25 protein-coding genes and 1 pseudogene are annotated in these 19,741 nt (G+C 58.4%); 16 read left to right on the top strand and 10 right to left on the bottom strand.

What is annotated here, in order from left to right:
• Nucleotides 1–270 (bottom strand): phage late control D family protein (locus N5D30_RS25245; protein WP_279911207.1); only part of this gene is annotated, 270 nt, incomplete at its 3' end.
• A 154-nt stretch (nt 271–424) separates the two neighbouring features.
• Between N5D30_RS25245 and N5D30_RS25240 the strand changes: the two genes are divergently transcribed.
• The 3 genes from N5D30_RS25240 (at nt 425) to N5D30_RS25230 (ending at nt 3,270) form a co-directional block, all read left to right on the top strand.
• A complete protein-coding gene (locus N5D30_RS25240) occupies nt 425–595 on the top strand; it encodes a hypothetical protein (protein WP_279911206.1) in 171 nt (56 codons plus the stop codon).
• 295 nt (nt 596–890) lie between these two features.
• Nucleotides 891–2,090 carry a chromate efflux transporter gene (gene chrA, locus N5D30_RS25235; protein WP_279911205.1) on the top strand — a complete coding sequence of 400 codons (1,200 nt, stop codon included), beginning with the start codon at nt 891–893 and terminating at the stop codon, nt 2,088–2,090.
• A 967-nt stretch (nt 2,091–3,057) separates the two neighbouring features.
• On the top strand, nt 3,058–3,270 hold the full coding sequence (locus N5D30_RS25230) for a DUF2934 domain-containing protein (RefSeq protein WP_279911204.1): 213 nt from the start codon (nt 3,058–3,060) through the stop codon (nt 3,268–3,270).
• 778 nt (nt 3,271–4,048) lie between these two features.
• Here the strand turns inward: N5D30_RS25230 and N5D30_RS25225 are convergent.
• Nucleotides 4,049–4,210, bottom strand: coding sequence for a KGG domain-containing protein (locus tag N5D30_RS25225; RefSeq protein ID WP_279911203.1), 162 nt, complete (start codon nt 4,208–4,210; stop codon nt 4,049–4,051).
• A gap of 264 nt (nt 4,211–4,474) precedes the next feature.
• Between N5D30_RS25225 and N5D30_RS25220 the strand changes: the two genes are divergently transcribed.
• A complete protein-coding gene (locus N5D30_RS25220) occupies nt 4,475–4,699 on the top strand; it encodes a PLD nuclease N-terminal domain-containing protein (protein ID WP_279911202.1) in 225 nt (74 codons plus the stop codon).
• A 10-nt stretch (nt 4,700–4,709) separates the two neighbouring features.
• On the opposite strand, the gene N5D30_RS25215 is transcribed toward N5D30_RS25220, so the two are convergent.
• Nucleotides 4,710–5,876, bottom strand: a complete 1,167-nt coding sequence (locus N5D30_RS25215) for a glutathione-dependent formaldehyde dehydrogenase (RefSeq protein WP_279911201.1) — start codon at nt 5,874–5,876, stop codon at nt 4,710–4,712.
• Between the two features lie 274 nt (nt 5,877–6,150).
• On the opposite strand from N5D30_RS25215, the gene N5D30_RS25210 reads away from it, so the two are divergent.
• From N5D30_RS25210 to N5D30_RS25195, 4 genes are all read left to right on the top strand, one after another.
• On the top strand, nt 6,151–6,279 hold the full coding sequence (locus tag N5D30_RS25210; protein WP_279911200.1) for a PSPA7_2676 family Cys-rich small protein: 129 nt from the start codon (nt 6,151–6,153) through the stop codon (nt 6,277–6,279).
• A gap of 571 nt (nt 6,280–6,850) precedes the next feature.
• Nucleotides 6,851–7,351 (top strand): ferritin-like domain-containing protein, encoded by a 501-nt coding sequence (locus N5D30_RS25205; protein WP_279911199.1) that lies wholly within the window; start codon nt 6,851–6,853, stop codon nt 7,349–7,351.
• A 154-nt stretch (nt 7,352–7,505) separates the two neighbouring features.
• Nucleotides 7,506–7,949 carry a hypothetical protein gene (locus tag N5D30_RS25200; RefSeq protein ID WP_279911198.1) on the top strand — a complete coding sequence of 148 codons (444 nt, stop codon included), beginning with the start codon at nt 7,506–7,508 and terminating at the stop codon, nt 7,947–7,949.
• Between the two features lie 11 nt (nt 7,950–7,960).
• Nucleotides 7,961–8,404 (top strand): YetF domain-containing protein, encoded by a 444-nt coding sequence (locus tag N5D30_RS25195; protein WP_220814334.1) that lies wholly within the window; start codon nt 7,961–7,963, stop codon nt 8,402–8,404.
• Between the two features lie 42 nt (nt 8,405–8,446).
• Here the strand turns inward: N5D30_RS25195 and N5D30_RS25190 are convergent, their stop codons facing one another.
• The 3 genes and pseudogenes from N5D30_RS25190 to N5D30_RS25180 form a co-directional block, all read right to left on the bottom strand.
• Nucleotides 8,447–8,665, bottom strand: a complete 219-nt coding sequence (locus tag N5D30_RS25190; RefSeq protein WP_279911197.1) for a hypothetical protein — start codon at nt 8,663–8,665, stop codon at nt 8,447–8,449.
• A 395-nt stretch (nt 8,666–9,060) separates the two neighbouring features.
• Nucleotides 9,061–9,168: pseudogene (locus N5D30_RS25185) on the bottom strand (chromate transporter); the annotation flags it as partial.
• Nucleotides 9,169–9,337: 169 nt separating this feature from the next.
• Nucleotides 9,338–9,937 carry an ATP-dependent Clp protease proteolytic subunit gene (locus N5D30_RS25180; RefSeq protein ID WP_279911196.1) on the bottom strand — a complete coding sequence of 200 codons (600 nt, stop codon included), beginning with the start codon at nt 9,935–9,937 and terminating at the stop codon, nt 9,338–9,340.
• A 54-nt stretch (nt 9,938–9,991) separates the two neighbouring features.
• Between N5D30_RS25180 and N5D30_RS25175 the strand changes: the two genes are divergently transcribed.
• Nucleotides 9,992–10,756, top strand: coding sequence for a sigma-70 family RNA polymerase sigma factor (locus N5D30_RS25175; RefSeq protein WP_279911195.1), 765 nt, complete (start codon nt 9,992–9,994; stop codon nt 10,754–10,756).
• 55 nt (nt 10,757–10,811) lie between these two features.
• Here the strand turns inward: N5D30_RS25175 and N5D30_RS25170 are convergent, their stop codons facing one another.
• Together N5D30_RS25170 and N5D30_RS25165 are read right to left on the bottom strand one after the other, a co-directional pair.
• Nucleotides 10,812–12,188 (bottom strand): CoA transferase, encoded by a 1,377-nt coding sequence (locus N5D30_RS25170; protein ID WP_279905468.1) that lies wholly within the window; start codon nt 12,186–12,188, stop codon nt 10,812–10,814.
• A 115-nt stretch (nt 12,189–12,303) separates the two neighbouring features.
• Nucleotides 12,304–12,858: an AAA family ATPase gene (locus tag N5D30_RS25165; RefSeq protein ID WP_279911194.1), complete on the bottom strand. Its 555-nt coding sequence runs from the start codon at nt 12,856–12,858 to the stop codon at nt 12,304–12,306.
• A gap of 139 nt (nt 12,859–12,997) precedes the next feature.
• Between N5D30_RS25165 and N5D30_RS25160 the strand changes: the two genes are divergently transcribed.
• From N5D30_RS25160 to radC, 5 genes are all read left to right on the top strand, one after another.
• Nucleotides 12,998–13,270: a hypothetical protein gene (locus tag N5D30_RS25160; protein WP_279911192.1), complete on the top strand. Its 273-nt coding sequence runs from the start codon at nt 12,998–13,000 to the stop codon at nt 13,268–13,270.
• 127 nt (nt 13,271–13,397) lie between these two features.
• Nucleotides 13,398–14,366 carry a DUF932 domain-containing protein gene (locus tag N5D30_RS25155; protein WP_279911190.1) on the top strand — a complete coding sequence of 323 codons (969 nt, stop codon included), beginning with the start codon at nt 13,398–13,400 and terminating at the stop codon, nt 14,364–14,366.
• Between the two features lie 87 nt (nt 14,367–14,453).
• Nucleotides 14,454–15,458, top strand: a complete 1,005-nt coding sequence (locus tag N5D30_RS25150) for a lambda-exonuclease family protein (protein WP_279911208.1) — start codon at nt 14,454–14,456, stop codon at nt 15,456–15,458.
• 131 nt (nt 15,459–15,589) lie between these two features.
• Nucleotides 15,590–16,561 carry a hydrolase or metal-binding protein gene (locus N5D30_RS25145; protein ID WP_279911189.1) on the top strand — a complete coding sequence of 324 codons (972 nt, stop codon included), beginning with the start codon at nt 15,590–15,592 and terminating at the stop codon, nt 16,559–16,561.
• Nucleotides 16,533–17,030, top strand: a complete 498-nt coding sequence (gene radC, locus N5D30_RS25140; protein ID WP_279911188.1) for a DNA repair protein RadC — start codon at nt 16,533–16,535, stop codon at nt 17,028–17,030. The genes N5D30_RS25145 and radC overlap by 29 nt, the downstream gene beginning before the upstream one ends.
• 52 nt (nt 17,031–17,082) lie before the next feature.
• On the opposite strand, the gene N5D30_RS25135 is transcribed toward radC, so the two are convergent.
• Complete coding sequence (locus N5D30_RS25135) at nt 17,083–17,328, bottom strand: helix-turn-helix transcriptional regulator (protein ID WP_279911187.1); 246 nt, start codon at nt 17,326–17,328, stop codon at nt 17,083–17,085.
• A gap of 86 nt (nt 17,329–17,414) precedes the next feature.
• Here N5D30_RS25135 and N5D30_RS25130 point away from each other — a divergent pair, with 86 nt between their 5' ends.
• Together N5D30_RS25130 and N5D30_RS25125 are read left to right on the top strand one after the other, a co-directional pair.
• A complete protein-coding gene (locus N5D30_RS25130) occupies nt 17,415–17,750 on the top strand; it encodes a hypothetical protein (protein WP_279911186.1) in 336 nt (111 codons plus the stop codon).
• Nucleotides 17,751–17,907: 157 nt separating this feature from the next.
• Nucleotides 17,908–18,852, top strand: a complete 945-nt coding sequence (locus N5D30_RS25125; RefSeq protein ID WP_279911185.1) for a hypothetical protein — start codon at nt 17,908–17,910, stop codon at nt 18,850–18,852.
• A gap of 57 nt (nt 18,853–18,909) precedes the next feature.
• Here N5D30_RS25125 and N5D30_RS25120 read toward each other — a convergent pair whose 3' ends face one another.
• A complete protein-coding gene (locus N5D30_RS25120; protein ID WP_279911184.1) occupies nt 18,910–19,269 on the bottom strand; it encodes a histone-like nucleoid-structuring protein, MvaT/MvaU family in 360 nt (119 codons plus the stop codon).
• Between the last annotated feature and the right edge of the window lie 472 nt (nt 19,270–19,741).

Here is a 19,741-nt window from a genome sequence, read left to right as displayed (position 1 = left end):
TCGGGCCTGGTAGAGGTAGTGGCGGCCTTCCTTGCCGACCAGGGCGAATTGCTCGCACTGGCCGTTGATGTGGCGCCGCGCACCGCCGGCCAGCTCGATCTCCACCGTCACCGGGGTGCCCAGGATCGCCTGGGGGTCCAGGCCCTTCTGCTCGCTCTTCATGACCAGCGTCATGTCGAACAGCCGGGAGATTTCCTCGTGGCCGTTCAGGGTCGAAAAGCGCAGCGCATCGCCACCGAATACCGTGGTGACATTGAGGACTCGATTCATCTGCCCGCCTCCCTGCAAGCTCCAGCAGGCCATCGCATCCAGCTAGGCCATATTCAAGTGGGAGGATTTCACCCGAACGGGCTGACCTCAACAATTCGCCCATGCCATAAACGACGAACAGGTCTCAATTTGTTCCGCTGTGACAGAGGATGCAGTGCCCGATCACTCAATCTTCTCGAAGAGCCGTCATGCATGCTTCCGCGACAACGACACGTTGCGCTTCATATTCGAGAAGGTGTTGGCGCACTACGTCGGAGAGCGCCTGGTCGGTGGTGAAGGCTTCGCTGTCGACGCCAGTTTGATCAAGGCCAATGCCGATCTGTAGCGTGTGGTTCCGGCTACGAGGCAGATTGGTCACACATCTCGATCAGTCGTCCAGTTCGTGAATATCTGGATACTCTCGATAAAGCCGCCCCTGAGCGCAAAGCCCAGAAGAATATCTCTCTGACGCTTCCAGGTTCCCAATGGGCAGCAGCTCTCGGAGGCCCTGCGCTCTACGCCTACTCAATCAACTCGAAGTCGGCATCATCGTCGATCTGGAAGCCAGCCAAACCATCCACTGAGTGTAAGCACCTACTTGTCATGAGCATCCTGCAAACTAATGGTTTTCGAGAGGCTGTATGATCAACGACCACAGTCCATGGTGCGTTTTCCTGATTTTTCTCCGTCTTGGTCTGACCTCTTTCGGCGGCCCTATTGCGCATCTAGGGTACTTTCGGGATGAGTTCGTCAACCGTCGGAGTTGGTTGAGCGAGCGCAGCTATGCCGACCTAGTTGCGCTTTGCCAGTTCCTGCCGGGGCCGGCGAGTACTCAGGTTGGAATAGCCCTTGGCCTTTCAAGGGCTGGGTATCCAGGCGCGCTGGCTGCATGGCTAGGTTTCACCCTGCCTTCAGCAATAGCTTTGATCCTGTTTGCACTCGGAATTGCCAGCTACGCGAATGTCTTTCCTGCAGGGGTGTTGCACGGCTTCAAGGTTATGACTGTAGCGGTAGTCGCCCAAGCTGTTTGGGGTATGGGGCGCACCCTCTGCCCGGATGCTCTGCGGATCTCCATCATGGCCGTCGCCACCTGCCTGGCTCTAGCCATACCGTTTGCCTGGGGACAACTCGGCGTCATCGTGTTGGCGGCAGTAGCGGGACTGTTGCTGCTCAAACCTTCACAAGGGGATGCACACGAACCTTTACCGATCAAACTACCCCCCCGCATTGGCCTGATCTGGCTTGCGGTGTTCTTCACTCTGCTGATCGGCCTACCGTCGCTGGCGGTGCTATTCCCTGACAGAACTCTGGCAATTGTGGACTCGTTCTACCGTGCGGGCTCCTTGGTATTCGGCGGTGGCCACGTGGTGTTGCCGCTATTGCAAGCCGAGGTGGTGCACACCAGCTGGGTAGATGACCAGATATTCCTTGCCGGTTATGGCGCGGCTCAGGCCGTTCCAGGGCCGCTCTTCACTTTTGCGGCGTTTCTTGGCGCATCCATGCAAGGTGCGCCTTCAGGCTGGTTGGGTGGGCTGATCTGCCTGCTGGCAATCTTCTTGCCGTCCTTTCTGCTGGTGGCTGGTTCGCTGCCATTCTGGGAGCAACTACGCCGTAGTCCGCGCGCCCAGACTGCTCTGGCCGGCATCAATACCGCAGTGGTGGGACTGCTGTTGGCAGCGCTATATCAGCCCGTATGGACTAGCGCCATCCACACCCCGCAGGACTTCGGTATGGCTCTGCTGGCGCTAGTGGCGCTGATGTATTGGAAACTGCCACCCTGGCTCGTGGTGCTGGGCTGTGCGATAGCCGGAGGACTCCTTGGGAGTATGCTGGCCTCCTGAACTCACCGCAGGGATTATTCGCTAGCAGCTAGGCTGACTTGTGACAGCATCAAAACGCGATACCTCACAATCTGGCCAATCTCCTGATCCAAGAACATCTCCGCGATTTAAGGCAATAGCTGGCAGCAATTTCCAAGGATGGCTATACCTCTGCCAGTCGTGACCTTAAGTCGCCCCTTGTAGCCGTTCGTAAGGGGCAGAAACCGGCCAAGACCAAGCGAGCCTCTTACCTGAACTCGCTAACAAGCCTAAGCGCAGGAATACCTTCAGCTCTATCTTTTACCGCTTCGTTAGATAGTCCGAGCAACAAGTGAATGTGAGCATCAATTGCGGTGTCACTATTAAGTAAGCGGCAGTTCTCTTCAAAAATCTGAATTCTGGCCCCTTGCCACCATAGAAGTGGACACTACTCCTTAGCCCAATGGCGAGGGAGGACGCGCGATGATGGACTGGATGGTCATCTATAAAACAGCCGAAGGCGTCGAAGGCAGAGTTGAATTGCGAGCAGCCACTGTTCCAAACCTCAGAGCCGTGGCTTGGCACGTGATCATGAACGCATACCACCAAGAGCCGCCTCGCCCGTTAGGGAATCTCTCAGCGGAACAGTGGCTGGAAGCGTGTGAGATAGAACTTGTTGACCTCGTGCTACTTAGGCAGAAGAGCAGGAGCAGCTTCAGCTGAAAGCCAAGCGGCGCATTCTTCTCTCCTACTTCCAATCGCTCTACGAACACCTCAAACGCCACGACGGAGCGCAAGGCTCCGGCTGTCTGCTCGGATACCCATCGTGGCGTTACGAGTGCCTACCGCGACCACTATCAGAGATCGCTCGAAAAAAAGCAGTGACTCATTTTCATGGTGACCGCTCAAGCTATTGCCTTCAACTTCGAGAGGTAATTGAAGGTCACTGTTCAGGACTGGAGCCGGAACTCACCTAGCACCGTAGATAGTCCAATGAAGGAGCCTCAGCATGACAAATGATTACGAGATACGTGAGCGTGCCTATGCGCTGTGGGAGAAGAACGGCCGCCCTGAGGGCTTTGCTGATGAGTTCTGGCAACAGGCCCGGAAGCAACTGCAAGCTGAACGACATCAAAAAGATGATCCAGAGTCGTTCAGCGGAGGAATGGAGTCCAGTGTCACGCCACCGAAGCCCAAAAGCCCCCGACGCAGCCGTAAATGATCTATCGGCGAGAGCCGCCTAGTAATCAGCTCTCGCCCGCTTGCGCGCCAAGCTTTCCACTGCACGAGTAACGGCCCTGCAATCGGTCGCATCGAGAGTACTGTCGCTACTTGGCACTCGAACTATGACGAGCGCCCAGTAGTCACTCTTTAAGCTTGGCTTGCACGCGCAGCAGGCCTTCATCACACGCACTAGCGGCACCATGAACCGAGAGGATTATCCATGAGCGAACAAAATGTCACTGGCTGGGAACGAGCGTTATCGCTGGCCGTCGGAATCGCAGGGGTTGGAAATGGCTTCAAGCGCGGCGGAGTCAGCGGATTTCTAGAAATAGCGGCCTCGCTACTCGCGGTGAAGCGCGGCCTAACCGGGCACTGCGCTATGAAGAGCTCGTTGGCGCGAGTCTCAAGCCACCCAACCCCGACTACCTCTGGTCCGCAACGCAATATGGACAACGAGCTGGGTGTACCGGGCGGCGCATATAACGTAAGGCCTGCCCAGTTTAATGCACCATCCGAATCATCGTTAGGATGATATCGCGGAAAGCCGGGTGCCTAGCTCCCGGCCCTGGGGAATCTAGCAGTAGCAGTTTTGGCTTTCCCGAGAAGATAGGCAGTAGCGCCACATGTCGGCTAGGGATTTCCTACTGCGCATTTTGGTGAGTGGCATGTGCCCAAATAGGCAATTGAGGCTGGCGTCAGAGCGTTCCGAAATGGCCTCGACTCGACTCTTAAGAAAGGAGGCCTATGTTGGGCCTCCCTCCATACAGTTCACTTAGCTACCCCCCCGCCGGTGGCTGTTTTGACCCTCCTTTGCGGCCTGCTTCAGAGGCCTTTGCACGGTCATTGGCAAAATTGCCCCCGCTGCTCTGACCACCTTTCTTGCCAGCTTCGGAAGCCTTTTGCCGATCATTCGCGAAATTGCCAGGGTTGTTGCTCATCTTGGAATCTCCTATCGAACAGGCACGATTGCCTGTCTCAATCACGCCTCGCTAGGAAAACCTCGATGAATGGTCGCTTGTGTCTCCGTAAAGCGGCTTCCGAAAGGTCTTAGATCAAACAGCACTTGCTTAATCTGTATCGGCCATAGTTGGCGGGCTGCAGCATTCGAGGCATGTAGCGCGCCGCCGTTCGGATCGATTTCACCTGAACCGCGGGCCGGGGATGCGGCCACAACAGAAACACCCCCGTGGAGGAACCTCGACATGCTCGGCGAATTCACTCTTCTGTTCATCGCCCTCGGCGTCATCATCATCCTGCTCGACCTGTGGGCCATCGTCAGCGTGTACCGCAGCGACAAGGGCGTGGAGAGCAAGGCCCTGTGGTCGCTGGGCATCGCGCTGTTCCCAGTACTCGGCCTGGTCCTGTGGGGCATCTTCGGCCCGCGTGGCATGGCCCATCCGCCGTCCTCGCCGGAGCACAGCAAGTGAGCGGCGGTCATCATGGCCGCAGCACCACCTTGCGGCAGTCGTCCTGCTGCTTGTCGAACATCTTGTAGCCTTCCGCCGCCTGCTCCAGCGGCAGGCGGTGGCTGATGATCACGTCCGGCTTCAGCTCGCCGCGCTCGACATGCTCCAGCAGCGTCGGCAGCAGCGGCTGCACGTGGGTCTGGCCCATCTTGAAGGTGAGGCCCTTGTCGAACGCGTCACCGAACAGGAAGCCGTGGATGAAGCCGGCATAGACCCCCGGCACGCTCACCGTGCCGCCGCGGCGCACGGCGGCGATGCATTGGCGCAGGGCCTTGCCGCTGCTGGCCTCCAGCTTGAGAGTGGTGAGGATGGTCTCGGTGGTGCTGCCCTTGGCCTCGAAGCCCACCGCGTCGATGGCCGCGTCCACGCCGCGGTGGCCGGCGGTCCGCTCGATGATGGCTTCGGCCGGGTCGTCCACCTGGTCGAAGTCGATCGGGATGACGCCGTAGGTCTGGCGGGCGAACTCCAGGCGGTAGGGCGATTCGTCGACCATGAAGATCTGCTCGGCGCCGAGCAGCCGCGCGCAGGCGGCGGCCATTAGCCCGACCGGGCCGGCGCCGTAGATGGCCACGCTGCTGCCCGGGCGGATGCCGGCGTTGACCGCCGCCTGGTACCCGGTGGGCAGGATGTCGCTGAGGAACAGCACCTGCTCGTCCTGCAGGGTGCCCGGCACCTTCATCGGCCCGACGTTGGCCTTGGGCACGCGCACGTATTCCGCCTGGCCGCCGGGCAGGCCGCCATACAGGTGGCTGTAGCCGAACAGCGCGGCGCCGGAGGGAATCTGTTTCTTGTTGAGAATGGCGCCGCGGCCGGGGTTGGTGGTCTCACAGGCGGCGTGCAGGTCCATGGCGCAGAAGAAGCAGGTACCGCAGGCGATGACGAAGGGCACCACCACCCGGTCGCCCTTGCTCACCCGGGTCACCGCCGGGCCGGCGTCGACCACTTCGCCCATGAACTCGTGGCCGAAGATGTCGCCGTCCTTCACCTGCGGGATCTTGCCCCGGTACAGGTGCAGGTCGGAGCCGCAGATGGCGGTGGCGGTCACCCGCAGGATGATGTCGTCGTCGGCCAGCATGACCGGGTCGGCGACGGTCTCGACGCGCACGTCGTGACTGCCGTGGTAGGTGAGTGCTCGCATGGGGGTGGTCCTCGTCGGTGGGCAAGTCCTTTATCGAGGAAGGGGGCGACGCGGGAGTTCACAGAGCTGGACGGGCGGCGCACAAGCCAGTTCGCCTGAGCTTTACCGGGCGGTTTCGCTTCAGCGCATCGGCGACGAAGCGCTGAAGTCGTGGCGTCTGTAGCTCACGCTCCTACCGGTCAGAATTTGATTAGAACCTTCTTCTCCCGACCAAGGTCGGCTGATTGAACAGGTGCTGCGGCCACCGGGCCAATGGAGGCCAATGGAGGCCAATATGACTATTCGATGCTTAATCACTGGTTGTACCTGGTCCGCGGGCGAGATCGCCCTCATGGGCAAAGAAACTGTCCTGTGCCAATGCTGCAGCCGCTGTGGCAGCTTCCGATACCTGCCGGAGCACTGATTTGCGTCAGATACCTTGGAGAAGCACCAGGCGTGACTCGACCTGCAGCAGTCCGTTGCGCCTCTCCTTCATGCGTCAAGGCCAAGCAATAGAAGTGACAGAAACCCGGCCTTAGCCGGGCTTTCAAGTGGGGTTACCTAGTCGGGAGCGTTCAGCGGATCACCTTCGTCGGGATTGCTGGGCTGCTCGGTGCCTGGATCATTCGGATCTCGCCAGTCCTCTGGGCGCTCCTCTTCTGTTGGCCACTACTATCGTCAGGGGTAATCCCTGGCTCTACTGGCGGAATCGGGTCGTTTGGATCATTGGGGCCCTGCGGGTTCGCTTGCTGTGTCGTATTCATGATTCACCTCGATCGGAGCCGAGAGATGGCTCCCATGAGATTGGAGAAAGCGTGCAAGCCGGCTGTTCAATGAATCGCTGAGCTATCGGTCGGCCTGCTTCGACAGCTACTGATTTGCCGTTCTGCTTCATTATTTTATCTGCGAGCAAAGACCTGAACTCCCCGTCGAAGCGACCTGTCGACCCTTCAGGGACACCCGTCCTTGAACATGCATCCATTCGGAGACAAGTCATGGCTCGCAAGACCATTGAAGACCTTTTCATCCACGAGCTTTCCGACATCTACAGCGCGGAAAAACAGATCACTCGCGCGCTTCCCAAAATGGCCAGGGCCTCAACCAATCCGCTGCTCAGTCAGGCATTTCAGGCTCACCTTGAAGAAACCCAAGGACAGATTGAACGGATCGACAAAGTTGTTGAGATCACCGGTTTCAAGCTCAAGCGCATGAAATGCGTCGCCATGGAAGGGCTGATCGAAGAAGGCAAGGAACTCATTGATGAGATCGACAAGGGCCCAGTTCTAGACGCAGGTCTGATCGGGGCCGCTCAGAAGGTAGAGCACTACGAGATTTCTGGGTACGGCACGTTGATCGCGATGGCCAAGCATCTGGGTCTGAAAAATGCGGCAGTGCAGTTGCTGAAGGAAACGTTGGCAGAGGAAAAGTCTACCGACGAGAAGTTGACCCAGATTGCCGAGCAAGGCGGTAACCAAGCCGCGACGCTCGATAAGTGAAGTTCGCTGGAAATCTCACCTTCCGGTAACTGAGCATGCTCCAGCAGGGCTTGCCGGAGCATGGGGAGAGTAGCCAATGAGCTTGCTTAGGTTCGACGCGGACGAAATGCGAAACAGAACTCACCCTGTGCGGGAGCACATAGGCGTCCAGAGGGTGCAGTGGAAATTGGAGCGGGCCGGTGGCTGGATTCTGCTCGGAATCATGGTGCTGACGCTGCTGGGCGCGTTTTCACGTGGGCCGTTGAGCTCGGCCACGGCAGTAAGCCCGAATGGAAACCTAACGGTTGAGTACGAACGGTTTCTTCGCAATGGAGCGACCTTCACCATGGTGATCAGCGTTCGAGGCAACCCAGGGGAGATGCAGCGCATTGATCTGTCTGGGGAGATGCTTGAAGGCACCACCATCGAAAATATTCAGCCATCCCCTGATCAAGTCAGCACCCATAGGCGAACCGGACTTAGCTTGGATATTCGGTCTGATGCAGAGGGATATGCGCGTGTTCATCTCTCGCTCCGGGCAGATGGGGTTGGGCCTTACCGATCTCAGGTGAGCAACGGCTCATCCAAGGTCGATCTTGCTCAGTTCATTTATCCCTAGGAGAAAGCCTCATGGACGCTGTGCTAAGGGCCGCCGCCATCTACTTCGCTCTGCTGATACTGTTCAAGTTGGCTGGGAGGCGCTCGCTATCTGAGCTGACCATTTTTGATTTTGTTCTGTTGTTGATCATCGGCGAAGCGACTCAACAAGCTCTACTTGGCGATGATTTCTCGATCACGAATGCCATACTCGTTATCGCCACGTTGCTGGCCATCGATATCTTCCTGAACAACCTCAAATGGCGATCAGAGAGATTCGACACCTGGCTCGAAGGCTCGCCTGTAATCGTCGTCGAACATGGGCGCCCATTAGAGAACCGCCTCAAGGCTGCCCGGATAAAAACGGAGGACATTCTGGAAGCGGCGCGGGAGAAGCAGGGCATTGATCGGATCGATCAGATCAAGTTCGCCATCATCGAAAAGAATGGGGCGATTTCCGTTGTCCCGGAAGAATGACGAACTCTCCCGCACCGGAGCGCTGTCTTAGGGCAACTACGTCTAAGGCGCTTCCTGGGCAAGCCACTCTTCCACTTCACCCAATAGCGGCCAGTGGTCCCTGGCCCATTTGTACTTGGGAGGTGGGGTGGTGGTAATGACATAGGCGCGTCGATTTTGGCCCTCGCCAACTACCAAGCATTCAATGGCCATACCTAGAGGCACTTCAATCCATTGTGAAAGTCGCCGCCCTCTTAAGCCCGCGCTGCCTTGGTTCTGCATGAAGCGCTCCACAATAGCCTGAGCGCGGATTGGCTGGAGGACCTCCCACGTGCCCAAGTCGATAGTAGAAAGCCTCGCCCATCCTCCTTGCGGACTACTCCCAGCCTCCCCCTTACGCCGCCCCCAGATAATCCATTCTAGGGCTCCAGCACCTGGCAACTTTACAGGCAACGCAGCCATCGCCGTTTGATAATAGATTTTCGAAGTTCGATCTCCAATTCGAACCTCCACACCGCTACACATACTGCCACCTCCTCTACGCAATTCCGGCATATGGGTCAGTAACCGCCCCTACGCTATGACCGTGAGAACCTGGTAGCGGATCAGGGTATTTACGTCTTCACGCGCGCAGGGAGAGCCTCATAATGCCCATGGCCCTGGCAGAAACTGACAGAGGCGACTAGACCAGCGTAGCTACGCTCACTCAGCCACCGTCGGCGGCTGACAAACTCATCACGAAAATAACCTAGATGAGTGATGGGGCTGCCGAATGAAGTCAGCCCCCTCGACATGGCATGGAGCTCTCATGTACCAGCGCGTGAGGCAGATCTGTAGAGGGCTCTGTCAATTGCAGCTGTGAGCAGTATGACGAGCAACAGCTAAACAAATGGAAGCGACAGAAGCCCGGCTTCAGCTGGTTTCCAAGTGAGCTCACATTGGCAGCGCGCACCATCAAGTAGCAGGCAATTCTTCGCGACGGCTGATAATGCGAGATACCAAGCCATAGATGACGGCATCCTCCGCCGGCATCCAGAGGTCACGCTCAATATCCTCGCGCACCCGCTCAAGCGGCTGGCCACTTTCGCGTGCAATGACCTGAGTGATGCGTTCGCGGGCTTTGATGATTTCGGCGGCCTGGATGGCTATGTCGCTGGCAGGGCCGCCAGCGCCGCCACTGGGTTGATGGATCAGAAAGCGTGTCTGTGGCAGGCAGAAGCGGCGTTCTCGAGGAGCGCCAAGATAGAGGTGCGTAGCAGCGCTGCCCACCCAGCCGGTGCCAACCATGTTGACCGGCGACGAAACGAAGCGCGCTACGTCATGGATCGCATCCCCCGATTCGAGATGACCGCCGGGAGACGAAATGATCAGGGTAATGGGCGCGCTAGACTCAGCATCCAGTGTAAGCAGCTTGCGCACGGTCTCGGATGCCAGTGTGTCGGTGATGGTGCCGAACACCAGAACCATCCGGGATCGGAATGCTTTTTCTTCCAGAAAAGTGTTGTCCTGAGCAGGTGTCGGCTTGGGCGAGGCGTCAGTTTCTTGTGCAAGCATCTGGATAACTCCATGGTATTAATTCATTCAATAAACGAACGATGAGGTTTTTCCGTGACATCCCCCGCTGATTCCCATCCTTTGGCCGTTGACGAAGTACTGCGCCGCCGTTTGATTGCATTGGCCCGGCAATGGCTAGACCAGAAGGAGCAAGCCGAAGACTTGGTACAGGACACATGGCTACGCACGGCAGACGGCAAACTGCCTGTCCGCGAGGCGTGGCTGATCACGGTGCTGCGCCATCTGTGCATAGATACCTGGCGTAGGCAGAGTCGCTCTCAAGTCGTTCTTGACCAGTTTTCGGAGACCAATGCGACATCCGTTGTCGAGACGCCCGAACAACTGGCTGAACAGGCGCAACGCGTCGAGCAGGCGCTGTGCCGCCTGACCCACGCCTTGCCGGCCGACGACGTTGCGCTGGTGCTGCTCTACGAGGTGTTCGATTTCGGTCACGCTGAACTTGGCGAGTTGTCGGGTCGCAGCGAAGCGGCCTCGCGCCAACACCTGCGTCGCGTACTGCAGCGCCTGCGCCATAACGACCGAGATGATCCAATAGACAACTCTTGCTATCTGCTCGCGCTGTGCCAATTGGCAGTAGCGCAGCGTGATCCGTCTGGACTGGTCGCCGTACTGCGGACCTCCAGACTCCAAGCGATTGCGCTATCCGCACAGGCGCTGCCACTGAATTCTGGTGAAAGCGCAAGGCAGCCGACTACTCGTCTGTTCCAGATTGGTAACCTTCTTACCTTGCTGAGTCAGACTCCTTGCGGGCTTGTAGCCTTACTGCCGCTGGGCGACGCCGTCGCCGAGCCGGCCTGATGAAGTGGATTGGTCGGATGGATATCTCGTTTGCCGACATCCTCGCATCGCACGGTCACCACTTTGGCTCATCGCTGCCGGGTGGTACTGACGGGCGCGTGTAACACGCAGGCGTTCGCGCCAATCGCGCACTGGGACTGATAGCTCGCAACAATCCAAAGCCGGACATCTCATCCGTTAGCCAACGCGACAGGTCGGTCTGACCGGTTCGCAGGCCACTCTCGATACGCCCCAGCCCCCGCAGCCAATGACCAGTCTGGGCGAGCGATATCTGAACATGCCAGCTTCCGCCCTCGCGTTGCTGGCGCCACAAGGCTGCTGCCGCGCCGAAGGCCATCAGGAAGCCGCTTGCTTGGTCAAGGATCTGCATAGGCAACGCGCGTGGCTTGCCATCGCCTGCCGCCTGGCCTTCGGCATAGTTGAACCCCATGGCCGTCTGCACCAGCGAGTCGAAGCCGCGCCGCTGTACCCACGGGCCTTGGGTGCCGTAGGCAGTTAGCGATACAGCGACGATGCCGGGGCTCCGCGCAGCCAGTGCTTCCGGCGAAAAACCGAGTACCGCCAATCCGCCCGGACGGTAACCTTGCGAGAACACATGGGCTTCCTTGGCAAGCCGCCAAAGTATCTCGCGGCCGGTATCTGTACGCAGGTCGATATGCGCCGAACGCTTGCCCCGGCTGGTCTCGGCAATGGCGGCAATGTTCGGCAGGTTCGGGGAATTGACCAGCATGACATCCGCGCCGAATGAGGCCAGAGCCCGGCCCCCTACCGGACCGGCGAGAACACGTGTGAGGTCGAGCACGCGCAGGCCAGTAAGTGGCCGGGCATCATCTGCCAAAACGGGCAATGCGCGCACAGGCGCATCACCGATCCGGGTAATCGTCATCAGCGGCTGAGCAGCCACTGCCTGGCCCTGGAGCGTCGCATCCCACTCGGCGAAACTGCGTAGCGCCGTGGCTACCAGCGCGCGATCAGCCGCCGCTTGCTCGAAATCCAACGCCTTCCAGCCCAGCAGGGCATGCGCGACCTCCGCGCGCGTAGCCGATGCCGGGTCCAGCCCCAGTAGGCGCAGTGCGCCATCTCGGTGATGAGGAAAGTTGGTGTGCACACGCACATGGCCATCGACGCATCGGTACAAACCCGCCAACGAGTCCCATTGTTCAGGTGCCTGTCCGTCCACAGTGAAATAGCCCGTGCATTCGGCGGCGGCGTGGGCCATGTCCACCTTGATGAGCTGACGTGGTTGGCCGCGCGCGTGGGCCAACTCGCAGGCGGCCAGCGCGGCAGCCGCAATGCTTGCCTGCGCAGCAGTCCCCACCGCGAAGGATGACGGGAGTACCGGGTCGTGGCCCGTCAAGGCAATCTGAACCAGCGCCTGCGGCGGCATGCCACCGAGTGACCATAGGGAATTCAGGACAGTGTAAGGACTCATCGTGGCGTCTCCTCAATCGAACAAAGAGCACTCGAAATGCATGTGCTGCGCGATCTGCCTTTCCACCACCTGTTGAAGCGCTCGCTGGCCTGACAGGCTTGAAGGTTGCCACAGATCAGAGTTCAGCCAAGGTGCTCAGCACAAAGTCTGCACGCTCCACCACACTGACTTTCGGCAAAAGCGATACTGCATACCCCAAGGCCGGATAGCTCTGTAGCAACCGCTCGTATTCCGCTAGCGCAGCATCCAGGGCATGACGACGCTCTGCATCCTGAACATAGATTTCCGGCCATGGTGGCGTCAGAAACACAATCGAGTGATAGCGATAGGACTGGCCTAGAGTCGCCAGCAAGGGCTCGCCTATCTGCGCTTGCAGTGCGGCCGCTGCGTCGACCAGACCACGATCAAAGAACACCCATTGAGAGCCGTTCCGCGGAGCGTTGGCATGGTCATCCTGTGCCTGTTTGATGACACGGCGCAAAAATCCCACCATGTCGAGCCAAGGCAAGGCCTGACCACCCTTTCTCAACTCTTCCTGAACGATGCGCCGCCCAGGCTCTTCGATCACGTCATAGCCACGTCGCTGAAGCTCCGCGAGAAGTGTCGACTTACCTCCACCTGAACAGCCGGAAATGATGACGAACTGGCTCGTGGGTTCTGGTCGGGTCATTGGCTGCCCTCAATCGATCTGAGTCTAAAAAATTTCAATCACACATTACTGCCCTGACATCAGCCCCCTTGGAGCCCCACCCATGTCATTGCAGTGCCCTCGCTGTCGTTCTTCCCAGATTGAATCCACCCATTCCGCCATGACCATCGGTGCCACCATCGGCGCTGTCGGTGGTGCCGCTCGTGGCGCCAGTACAGCCCTCACCGGCAGTCAGGCCGGCGCCGTGATCGGTGCCGTGGCAGGTCCGGTCGGGATTACCCTCGGCGCAATATCCGGCGCGGTCCTCGGCAGTCTCGTAGGCGGTGCCAGCGGTTGTGTGCTGGGCGCCCAACTCGGCGAGCAACTGGATCGCCACGTTCTCGCCCACAACCTCTGTCTGGCCTGCGGTCACCGCTTCAACCTGCCGGCCTGATCAGGCTTTCTCGCTCTCCGCTGTCCGGGCTCCCTGCCCTTCTCTCTCGCTTCACTCACTCATCCACTTTGCCGGTGCTGCGCCTTGCGCAGCGCTTTTGCCGGATCGTACCCAAAGGAAAATCCTCATGGCACATCTCATCGAGCAAATGGCCTACGTCGGCGCCGCCCCCTGGCACGGCCTGGGCAGTCGCCTGTCCCCGAAACAACCCATCGAAACCTGGCAGCACGAAGCCGGTATGGACTGGCAGATCCTGGAAAGCCCCGTCCACTTCAAATCGGATTCGGTAGGCCATCTGGACAGCATCCATTCCTTCCCCGAACAAAAGGTGCTGTTCCGCTCCGATACCAAGGCGCCCTTGTCGGTGGTCTCCAGCCGTTACCACACGGTCCAGCCTCGCGAGGTGCTGGAGTTCTACCGCGATCTCACCCAGGTCTCCGGCTACGAGCTGGAAACGGCCGGTGTGCTCAAGGGTGGTCGCAAGTTCTGGGCGTTGGCCCGGACCGGCCAGAGCACCGCGATCAAGGGCAATGATCAGGTCAACGGCTACCTGCTGCTGGCCACGTCCTGCGACGGCACCCTGGCGACCACCGCCACCCCAACCACCGTTCGCGTGGTCTGCAACAACACCCTGACCATCGCCCTCGATGGCACCAGTCGGGCTATCAAGGTGCCGCACAACACCCGCTTCGATCCGAAGGCCGTCAAAAAGCAACTCGGTATCGCCGTCTCGCAATGGGACGACTTCATGTACCGCATGCGCATGCTGGCCGAGCGCAAGGTGCAATGGCATGAAGCTCTGGGCTTCTTCATGAACGTGCTCTGCGAAACCAACCCGGCCGGCAATCTGCCCGAGGTCCTGCCCAACGAGCGTGCCCTGCGCAAAGTCCAGGAGCTGTATGACGGCCGTGGTCGTGGTTCGGATCTGGAATCGGCACGAGGTACCGCCTGGGGCCTGCTCAATGCCGTGACCGAGTACGTCGACCACGAACGGCGTGCGCGCAACAACGAGTACCGCATGGACTCGGCCTGGTTCGGCCAGGGCGCGCAGATCAAGCAACGTGCGCTCGATGCCGCGCTGCAGATGGTCGCCTGATCACCGGACTTTTCCTGCTCCCTCCTCCCATGACGCCCGGTCAGCTTCGTGCTGATCGGGCGTTGTGCTGTCTGCAAGGAACAGAACATGGCAACGCCCTCGACCGATACACCTCAACCGAAAAACCGCCCTGCCCTGCGCCTGGTCGCCACCAAGGCCATGCCGCGCGAAACATGGCTCGATGTCCGCAAGCGTGGGATCGGCAGTTCCGACGCCGCCGCAGCCGTGGGCCTCAATCCGTACAAATCACAGCTGGAACTGTGGATGGAAAAGACTGGCCGCGATGCGGGCATGCCCAAGCCGGATCCACAGGATGAAAGCACCGCCACCTACTGGGGCACGGTGCTGGAACCTATCGTGGCGGCGCACTACCGCAAGCGTACGGGCCGGCGGGTACGCCGGGTCAACGCGGTGCTGCAGCATCCGGATCCTGAGTTGCCCTGGATGTTGGCCAACATCGACCGCGAAGTGATCAGCGCCAGCGATGTGCAGATCCTCGAGTGCAAGACTGCCGGCATAAACGGCGCACGCCTCTGGCGAGAAGGCGTGCCGGAGTATGTGCAGTTGCAGGTGATGCACCAGCTGGCCGTGACCGGCAAACAGGCGGCGGATGTGGCCGTGCTCATCGGCGGCCAAACGCTGGAAATTCATCGCATCGAGCGCGACGAGCTGATGATCGCTCGGCTGATCGAACTGGAGCGGCGCTTCTGGCAGTACGTGGTGACGGACACCCCGCCGCCGGCCGATGGCTCGGACTCGGCCGATCAGGCGCTGCGTTGTCTCTACCCGCAGGACTCCGGCAAGACGGTGGACTTCAGTCACAACCCGGTGCTCACCCTGGCCTATGTCGAGCTCAAGGCGCTGCGCAACAGCATCGCCCAGCAGCAAGAGCGCGAAGCGCTGCTCAAGCAGACCCTGCAACAGGCCATGGGTGATGCCACCCGGGCCAGGTTCGGCAGCGGCCAGATCACCTGGAAGAAGGCCAGGGACAGTGTGGGCTTCGACCTGGAGCAACTGCTCAAGGACAAACCCTACCTGCAGGCCAAGTATCCGCTCACCAAATCGGGCAGCAGGCGCTTTCTGATCACTTGAGCAGATTGCTTCGCGCGTTCGTTGCGCTTCGCTTCCGCTGCTTCGCCCCACTCCGTTTCAGGACTCCCCTTCCCCCTTGGCCATCCGGGCGTTGCTGCCTGGGTGGCCTTTTTTCATTCAGGAGAACCACCATGCTGAAAGGCCTGGCGATCACCCCGCCCGTGCTCGGGCGGATTTCCATCGGCAAGGTTGTCGAGAAAAATGGCAAGCGTCTGCCGGAGAAGGATGACCAGTTCACCATCACCTCCCAGGTCCAAGGCAGGGATGGCTGGTTGCTGCATCCGCTCGATGACGAGCTGCGCCAGGGTCAGCAAGACCCGCAAAACAAGCTGCGCAGCATTCCTATCCGGCTGCTGTTCAACGAGCCGGAGCTCAACTTCCGCGCCGAGTACACCCTGTTCGATCGGCTGACCGGACGCCCTATCTGCGTGGGCAACGGCGAGACCTGCAAACGGCGTACTGCGGATGGGATCGCGTCGCTGCCCTGCCCTTCGCCCGATGGCTGTCCGCTTGCCCAGGGCGGTGCCTGCAAGCCCTACGGCCGGCTCAATGTGGTCATCGGCGATGAGGATCCGCTGGGCAGCTTCGTGTTCCGTACCACGGGCTTCAACAGCATCCGCACCCTGGCCGCGCGCCTGCAGTACCTGAAAGCGCTTTCCGGCAACCGGCTGGCGTGTCTGCCGCTGGAACTGCGGCTACGTGGCAAGTCGACCCGCCAGAGCCATGGCACACCGATCTTCTACGCCGACATCACCCTCCGCAGCGGGACGAGCCTGGAGGACGCACTGCTGGCCTCCAGGCAACTGGACGAGGCGCGTCAATCCGCAGGGTTCGATCAGGGCTCGCTGGATGAAGCCGCGAGTTACGGACTCGCCAACGGCGCCTTCGAGGACAGCGAGGAAGAAGGTCGGGCCATCGTCGAGGAATTCTTTCCGGCTGAAGGCGGTAGCGAGTCCTCACCGAGCAAGCCAACCCGGACGCCTGCAAAACACACCCTGGCCGAGAAGCTGGAAGCCCAATCCCAGCGGCAGGGCCCTTTTCCCATCTCACCCTTACCGGCCCCTGGAGCCAGCCATGAAATTGCACAAGCTGAAGGCCGGTGAGACCACCGGCACCTACCTGATCGAATCCCCTGTCACCGAAGCCGACATCCTACTGATGGCGAAGCAGCTGGCGAGCCTGCGTCTGCGGCGAGGACGAGCACTCACCTGTCCGAGTGAGGTCTTCGTGCATCTGCAGACGCTGCTGGAGGCGTATGAGCATGAGGTGTTCGCGTTGCTGCTGCTCGACAGCAAGCATCGGATCATCGCCTTTCATGAGCTGTTTCGCGGCTCACTGGATGCGGCGAGCGTGTATCCCCGGGAGGTCGTCAAGGTGTCCCTGGAGCACAACGCCGCCGCCGTGATCCTGGTGCACAACCACCCTTCCGGCGATCCGGAGCCCAGCCATGCGGACCTAGCGCTAACCCACAAGCTGAAGGCAGCACTGGAGCTGGTTGGGATCAGGACGCTCGACCACGTCGTGGTGGCGCATGAGGGCTGTGTGTCGCTGGCCGAGCTGGGTCAGCTGTAAGAAGCAATCGGAAGCCACACCCTCGGTAACCAGGAGGCTCGCCGAGTTGCAGCTAGAGACCAGCGTCCAGCAGCAAGTCGGATGGCTTGCACTGCAGCGCCCTTGCGATACGCGCAATGTTCAGGAAGGTCACATTGCGCTCCCCACGCTCGATCTTACCCATGTGAGAGCGATCAATCTCAGCAGCATCAGCCAAGGCCTCTTGAGAGAGGCCTTGCTGTGTGCGTCGCGCACGCACCGCTCTACCCAGCTCAACCAGGTTTTGGTCTTTGTCTTGGCTCGCGGAGATTCTTGGCATGAGCCAAATCGTTCCGTTATGCTGCCAAAACGACCACGGCATTTACGACCCATGGCGTATCTAATTCTGACCAAGAGACGAGCACCATGAAGACAATTCAATACGAAGCCTTGAGCACCGAGGAGCTGACCTCCCTGATCCGCAATAAACAAACCTTCGAGGTGGTGGGCCTAAGCGGACGGATGGGTAGCGCTGTGAGCATCGTCGAAAACAAGATTGAAACTGCTGGACTTAGATGCCGTATCTACACGGTCGGCCGTATTGCAGCCGCTGGCGGCAGCTTCTTTGGTGGAATTACCGGATTAGTGGGAGTGGCATCAGCAATCAGTATTGCGGCACACAACTTAGCGACCCTGAATCCAGATTACGAAATTGCCAAATATCCAATCGATAACAGCATTACAGTTAAATACAAAAAATAAACCCAGACAGAAAATCTGAGAACAACTTCGAATTACCTAACAAGAAGCCAAGACCTAATTACCAAACTCACACTCAGTGGAACTCAAAGAATATAAGTAGATACCCGCAATCTCATTATGACAAAACCATAACTTATATCCAGCAACGAGAAAAAACATGAATAAATTTATTAGAAGCGCGATCGTTATTTTCTGCAGCTCTCTAATTGGATGCAACGAAGAAACCATTCTCGGCAATACTGATGGACTTCCTCCGATTGTTGACTGCTCTAGGCATGAGCACGGCTGGAATAAGCTCGTCCGTTGTGCATGGGAGGGCATGCCTAAAAAGATTCCTGTGCACTACAGCTCAGGCCAAGTTCTGATGGAGGACAGCCTAATAGTAATTGAATGCCACTCAGGCTCTAATCAGTGCAGCGACTCAAACTCTGGGCAGATTGTTGGCCGATTCGACACTAAGGCCGAATGGATTCCGAGCGGCAACAGCTTTAATGCGATTGTCCCACCAGGCTATATTTTTAACCAAACCGCGTCAGGTCGGTACGTCGCTTACCATGCGAATGCCTTTGCCAGCGCAGAGGATGCAAGCAAATGGTTAACTGATGATGAGATAGAGCCCTCTTGGATAAAGGAGGATCGCCAACTGGCAGCACAGGCTAGGTTTGAGGCTGAAGCAGCTGAGATCAAACGTAAACAGAATAAGATCGCTTACCAAGCAGCACGTGCACAAGGTGTACCTACAGGTGTACCTGAATTCTTGAACTGCGAGGTCAACTATAGTGAAATACGGTGCCCTGAAAATATCAATATAAGCGACACCGAATATCCTATTCTCAATGAAGATGGAACGAGTCGAATGACAATCGACACAACCATCTATACCTGCGATACAGCTACCAAACGATGCAAGTATCACGCTACAGCGGGAGATGATCCCTTCATTTACTACACCACACCAGATGTTTTCGAAGGTGAGTATTTCGGAATCAAATGCCCGTCCAGCTATAGAGTACGCCAAACGCGCAGTGGAAAATTTATTGCTATTCAGGAGCGTAAATTTCCAAATGATGAAGCAATGCAAGCCTGGGTCGACTCAAATTGACTCTAACCATAAGGAGGAGTGGTCTCCTCCTTACATCTATTAAGCAACAGTGATTGATTACTGGAGCCAGCTATCGACTGTCTCAGCGCCGTGCTCTTCTTTCCACGCCTTGAGCACCCTATGGTTGCCCCCCTTGGTCTCGACCACTTCACCGGTGTTGGGGTTCTTGTAAACCTTGACTTGGCGCTGACGACGAGCACCACCTCGCCCAACGGATGCGGCACCCCGGCTCGCCTCTGGATCCAGCAAAGCGATGACGCTACGAAGATTCACGTCGTACTCGTCCATCAGCTTGCGCAGCTTCTCTTCGAATTCGATTTCGTTCTTCAGCTCGTCATCATTCTTCAGGGCATCAAGCTGCTTGAGCTGCTCTGCGAGCCTGGCTTCGAGCGCTTTGTATTCGGCCAATTTAGACATTTGAGCATCCTTCTAATAAGACATGGCAAGGCGTAGGTGCAACTAAAAAGCTGCATAGAGGGAGTGTACAGAATTAGCAGGTAACCTTTCAAAATTACCTGAGCCAAGCCATTGATACTACCTCCGTCGATTCTGACTCAGTCGTTTGGTAGCCCCAGTACATTCCGGATTGTCCGTGCTTCAGTACTCGTGGCCTCAAATATGAAAACCGGGGCACAAGGCGCCTGCAATACAGTGAACGAACTTGGTTCTGGAGAAGGTAGGGTCGTTGCGCTTGGCCGGCGAAGCGGAGGAGCTTGGGAGCCCGACTCACGTACTCCGATCAAGTACGGCACAGCCTTTCATCTCTTCAGGCTCAGCGAACGTAGAGTTATCCCAGGTTACCTGAATCACCTGGGCGGTTGTCCAACCAGAACCTCTTCCACCCTCACCTCAAAGCGCGCGTAGCCGCTCAGGACTCTGGCTGGCCGCT

This window comes from Pseudomonas sp. GD03875 (assembly GCF_029840585.1).
GTDB classification, from domain to species: Bacteria; Pseudomonadota; Gammaproteobacteria; order Pseudomonadales; family Pseudomonadaceae; genus Aquipseudomonas; species Aquipseudomonas paralcaligenes.
The sequence above is the reverse complement of the archived record's forward strand: the minus strand, read 5'-3'. Positions and strand labels throughout refer to the sequence as shown.

Excerpts from the sequence above, each read along its gene's own strand:
- N5D30_RS25125 (WP_279911185.1), top strand. The coding sequence starts at position 17,908 with ATGAATAAATTTATTAGAAGCGCGATCGTTATTTTCTGCAGCTCTCTA.
- N5D30_RS25215 (WP_279911201.1), bottom strand. The coding sequence starts at position 5,876 with ATGCGAGCACTCACCTACCACGGCAGTCACGACGTGCGCGTCGAGACC.
- N5D30_RS25160 (WP_279911192.1), top strand. The coding sequence starts at position 12,998 with ATGACCATCGGTGCCACCATCGGCGCTGTCGGTGGTGCCGCTCGTGGC.
- N5D30_RS25230 (WP_279911204.1), top strand. The coding sequence starts at position 3,058 with ATGACAAATGATTACGAGATACGTGAGCGTGCCTATGCGCTGTGGGAG.
- N5D30_RS25120 (WP_279911184.1), bottom strand. The coding sequence starts at position 19,269 with ATGTCTAAATTGGCCGAATACAAAGCGCTCGAAGCCAGGCTCGCAGAG.
- N5D30_RS25145 (WP_279911189.1), top strand. The coding sequence starts at position 15,590 with ATGCTGAAAGGCCTGGCGATCACCCCGCCCGTGCTCGGGCGGATTTCC.
- N5D30_RS25195 (WP_220814334.1), top strand. The coding sequence starts at position 7,961 with ATGGACGCTGTGCTAAGGGCCGCCGCCATCTACTTCGCTCTGCTGATA.
- N5D30_RS25130 (WP_279911186.1), top strand. The coding sequence starts at position 17,415 with ATGAAGACAATTCAATACGAAGCCTTGAGCACCGAGGAGCTGACCTCC.
- N5D30_RS25190 (WP_279911197.1), bottom strand. The coding sequence starts at position 8,665 with ATGCAGAACCAAGGCAGCGCGGGCTTAAGAGGGCGGCGACTTTCACAA.
- N5D30_RS25180 (WP_279911196.1), bottom strand. The coding sequence starts at position 9,937 with ATGCTTGCACAAGAAACTGACGCCTCGCCCAAGCCGACACCTGCTCAG.
- N5D30_RS25170 (WP_279905468.1), bottom strand. The coding sequence starts at position 12,188 with ATGAGTCCTTACACTGTCCTGAATTCCCTATGGTCACTCGGTGGCATG.
- N5D30_RS25220 (WP_279911202.1), top strand. The coding sequence starts at position 4,475 with ATGCTCGGCGAATTCACTCTTCTGTTCATCGCCCTCGGCGTCATCATC.
- N5D30_RS25150 (WP_279911208.1), top strand. The coding sequence starts at position 14,454 with ATGGCAACGCCCTCGACCGATACACCTCAACCGAAAAACCGCCCTGCC.
- N5D30_RS25135 (WP_279911187.1), bottom strand. The coding sequence starts at position 17,328 with ATGCCAAGAATCTCCGCGAGCCAAGACAAAGACCAAAACCTGGTTGAG.
- chrA (WP_279911205.1), top strand. The coding sequence starts at position 891 with ATGATCAACGACCACAGTCCATGGTGCGTTTTCCTGATTTTTCTCCGT.
- N5D30_RS25155 (WP_279911190.1), top strand. The coding sequence starts at position 13,398 with ATGGCACATCTCATCGAGCAAATGGCCTACGTCGGCGCCGCCCCCTGG.
- radC (WP_279911188.1), top strand. The coding sequence starts at position 16,533 with ATGAAATTGCACAAGCTGAAGGCCGGTGAGACCACCGGCACCTACCTG.
- N5D30_RS25225 (WP_279911203.1), bottom strand. The coding sequence starts at position 4,210 with ATGAGCAACAACCCTGGCAATTTCGCGAATGATCGGCAAAAGGCTTCC.
- N5D30_RS25205 (WP_279911199.1), top strand. The coding sequence starts at position 6,851 with ATGGCTCGCAAGACCATTGAAGACCTTTTCATCCACGAGCTTTCCGAC.
- N5D30_RS25165 (WP_279911194.1), bottom strand. The coding sequence starts at position 12,858 with ATGACCCGACCAGAACCCACGAGCCAGTTCGTCATCATTTCCGGCTGT.
- N5D30_RS25210 (WP_279911200.1), top strand. The coding sequence starts at position 6,151 with ATGACTATTCGATGCTTAATCACTGGTTGTACCTGGTCCGCGGGCGAG.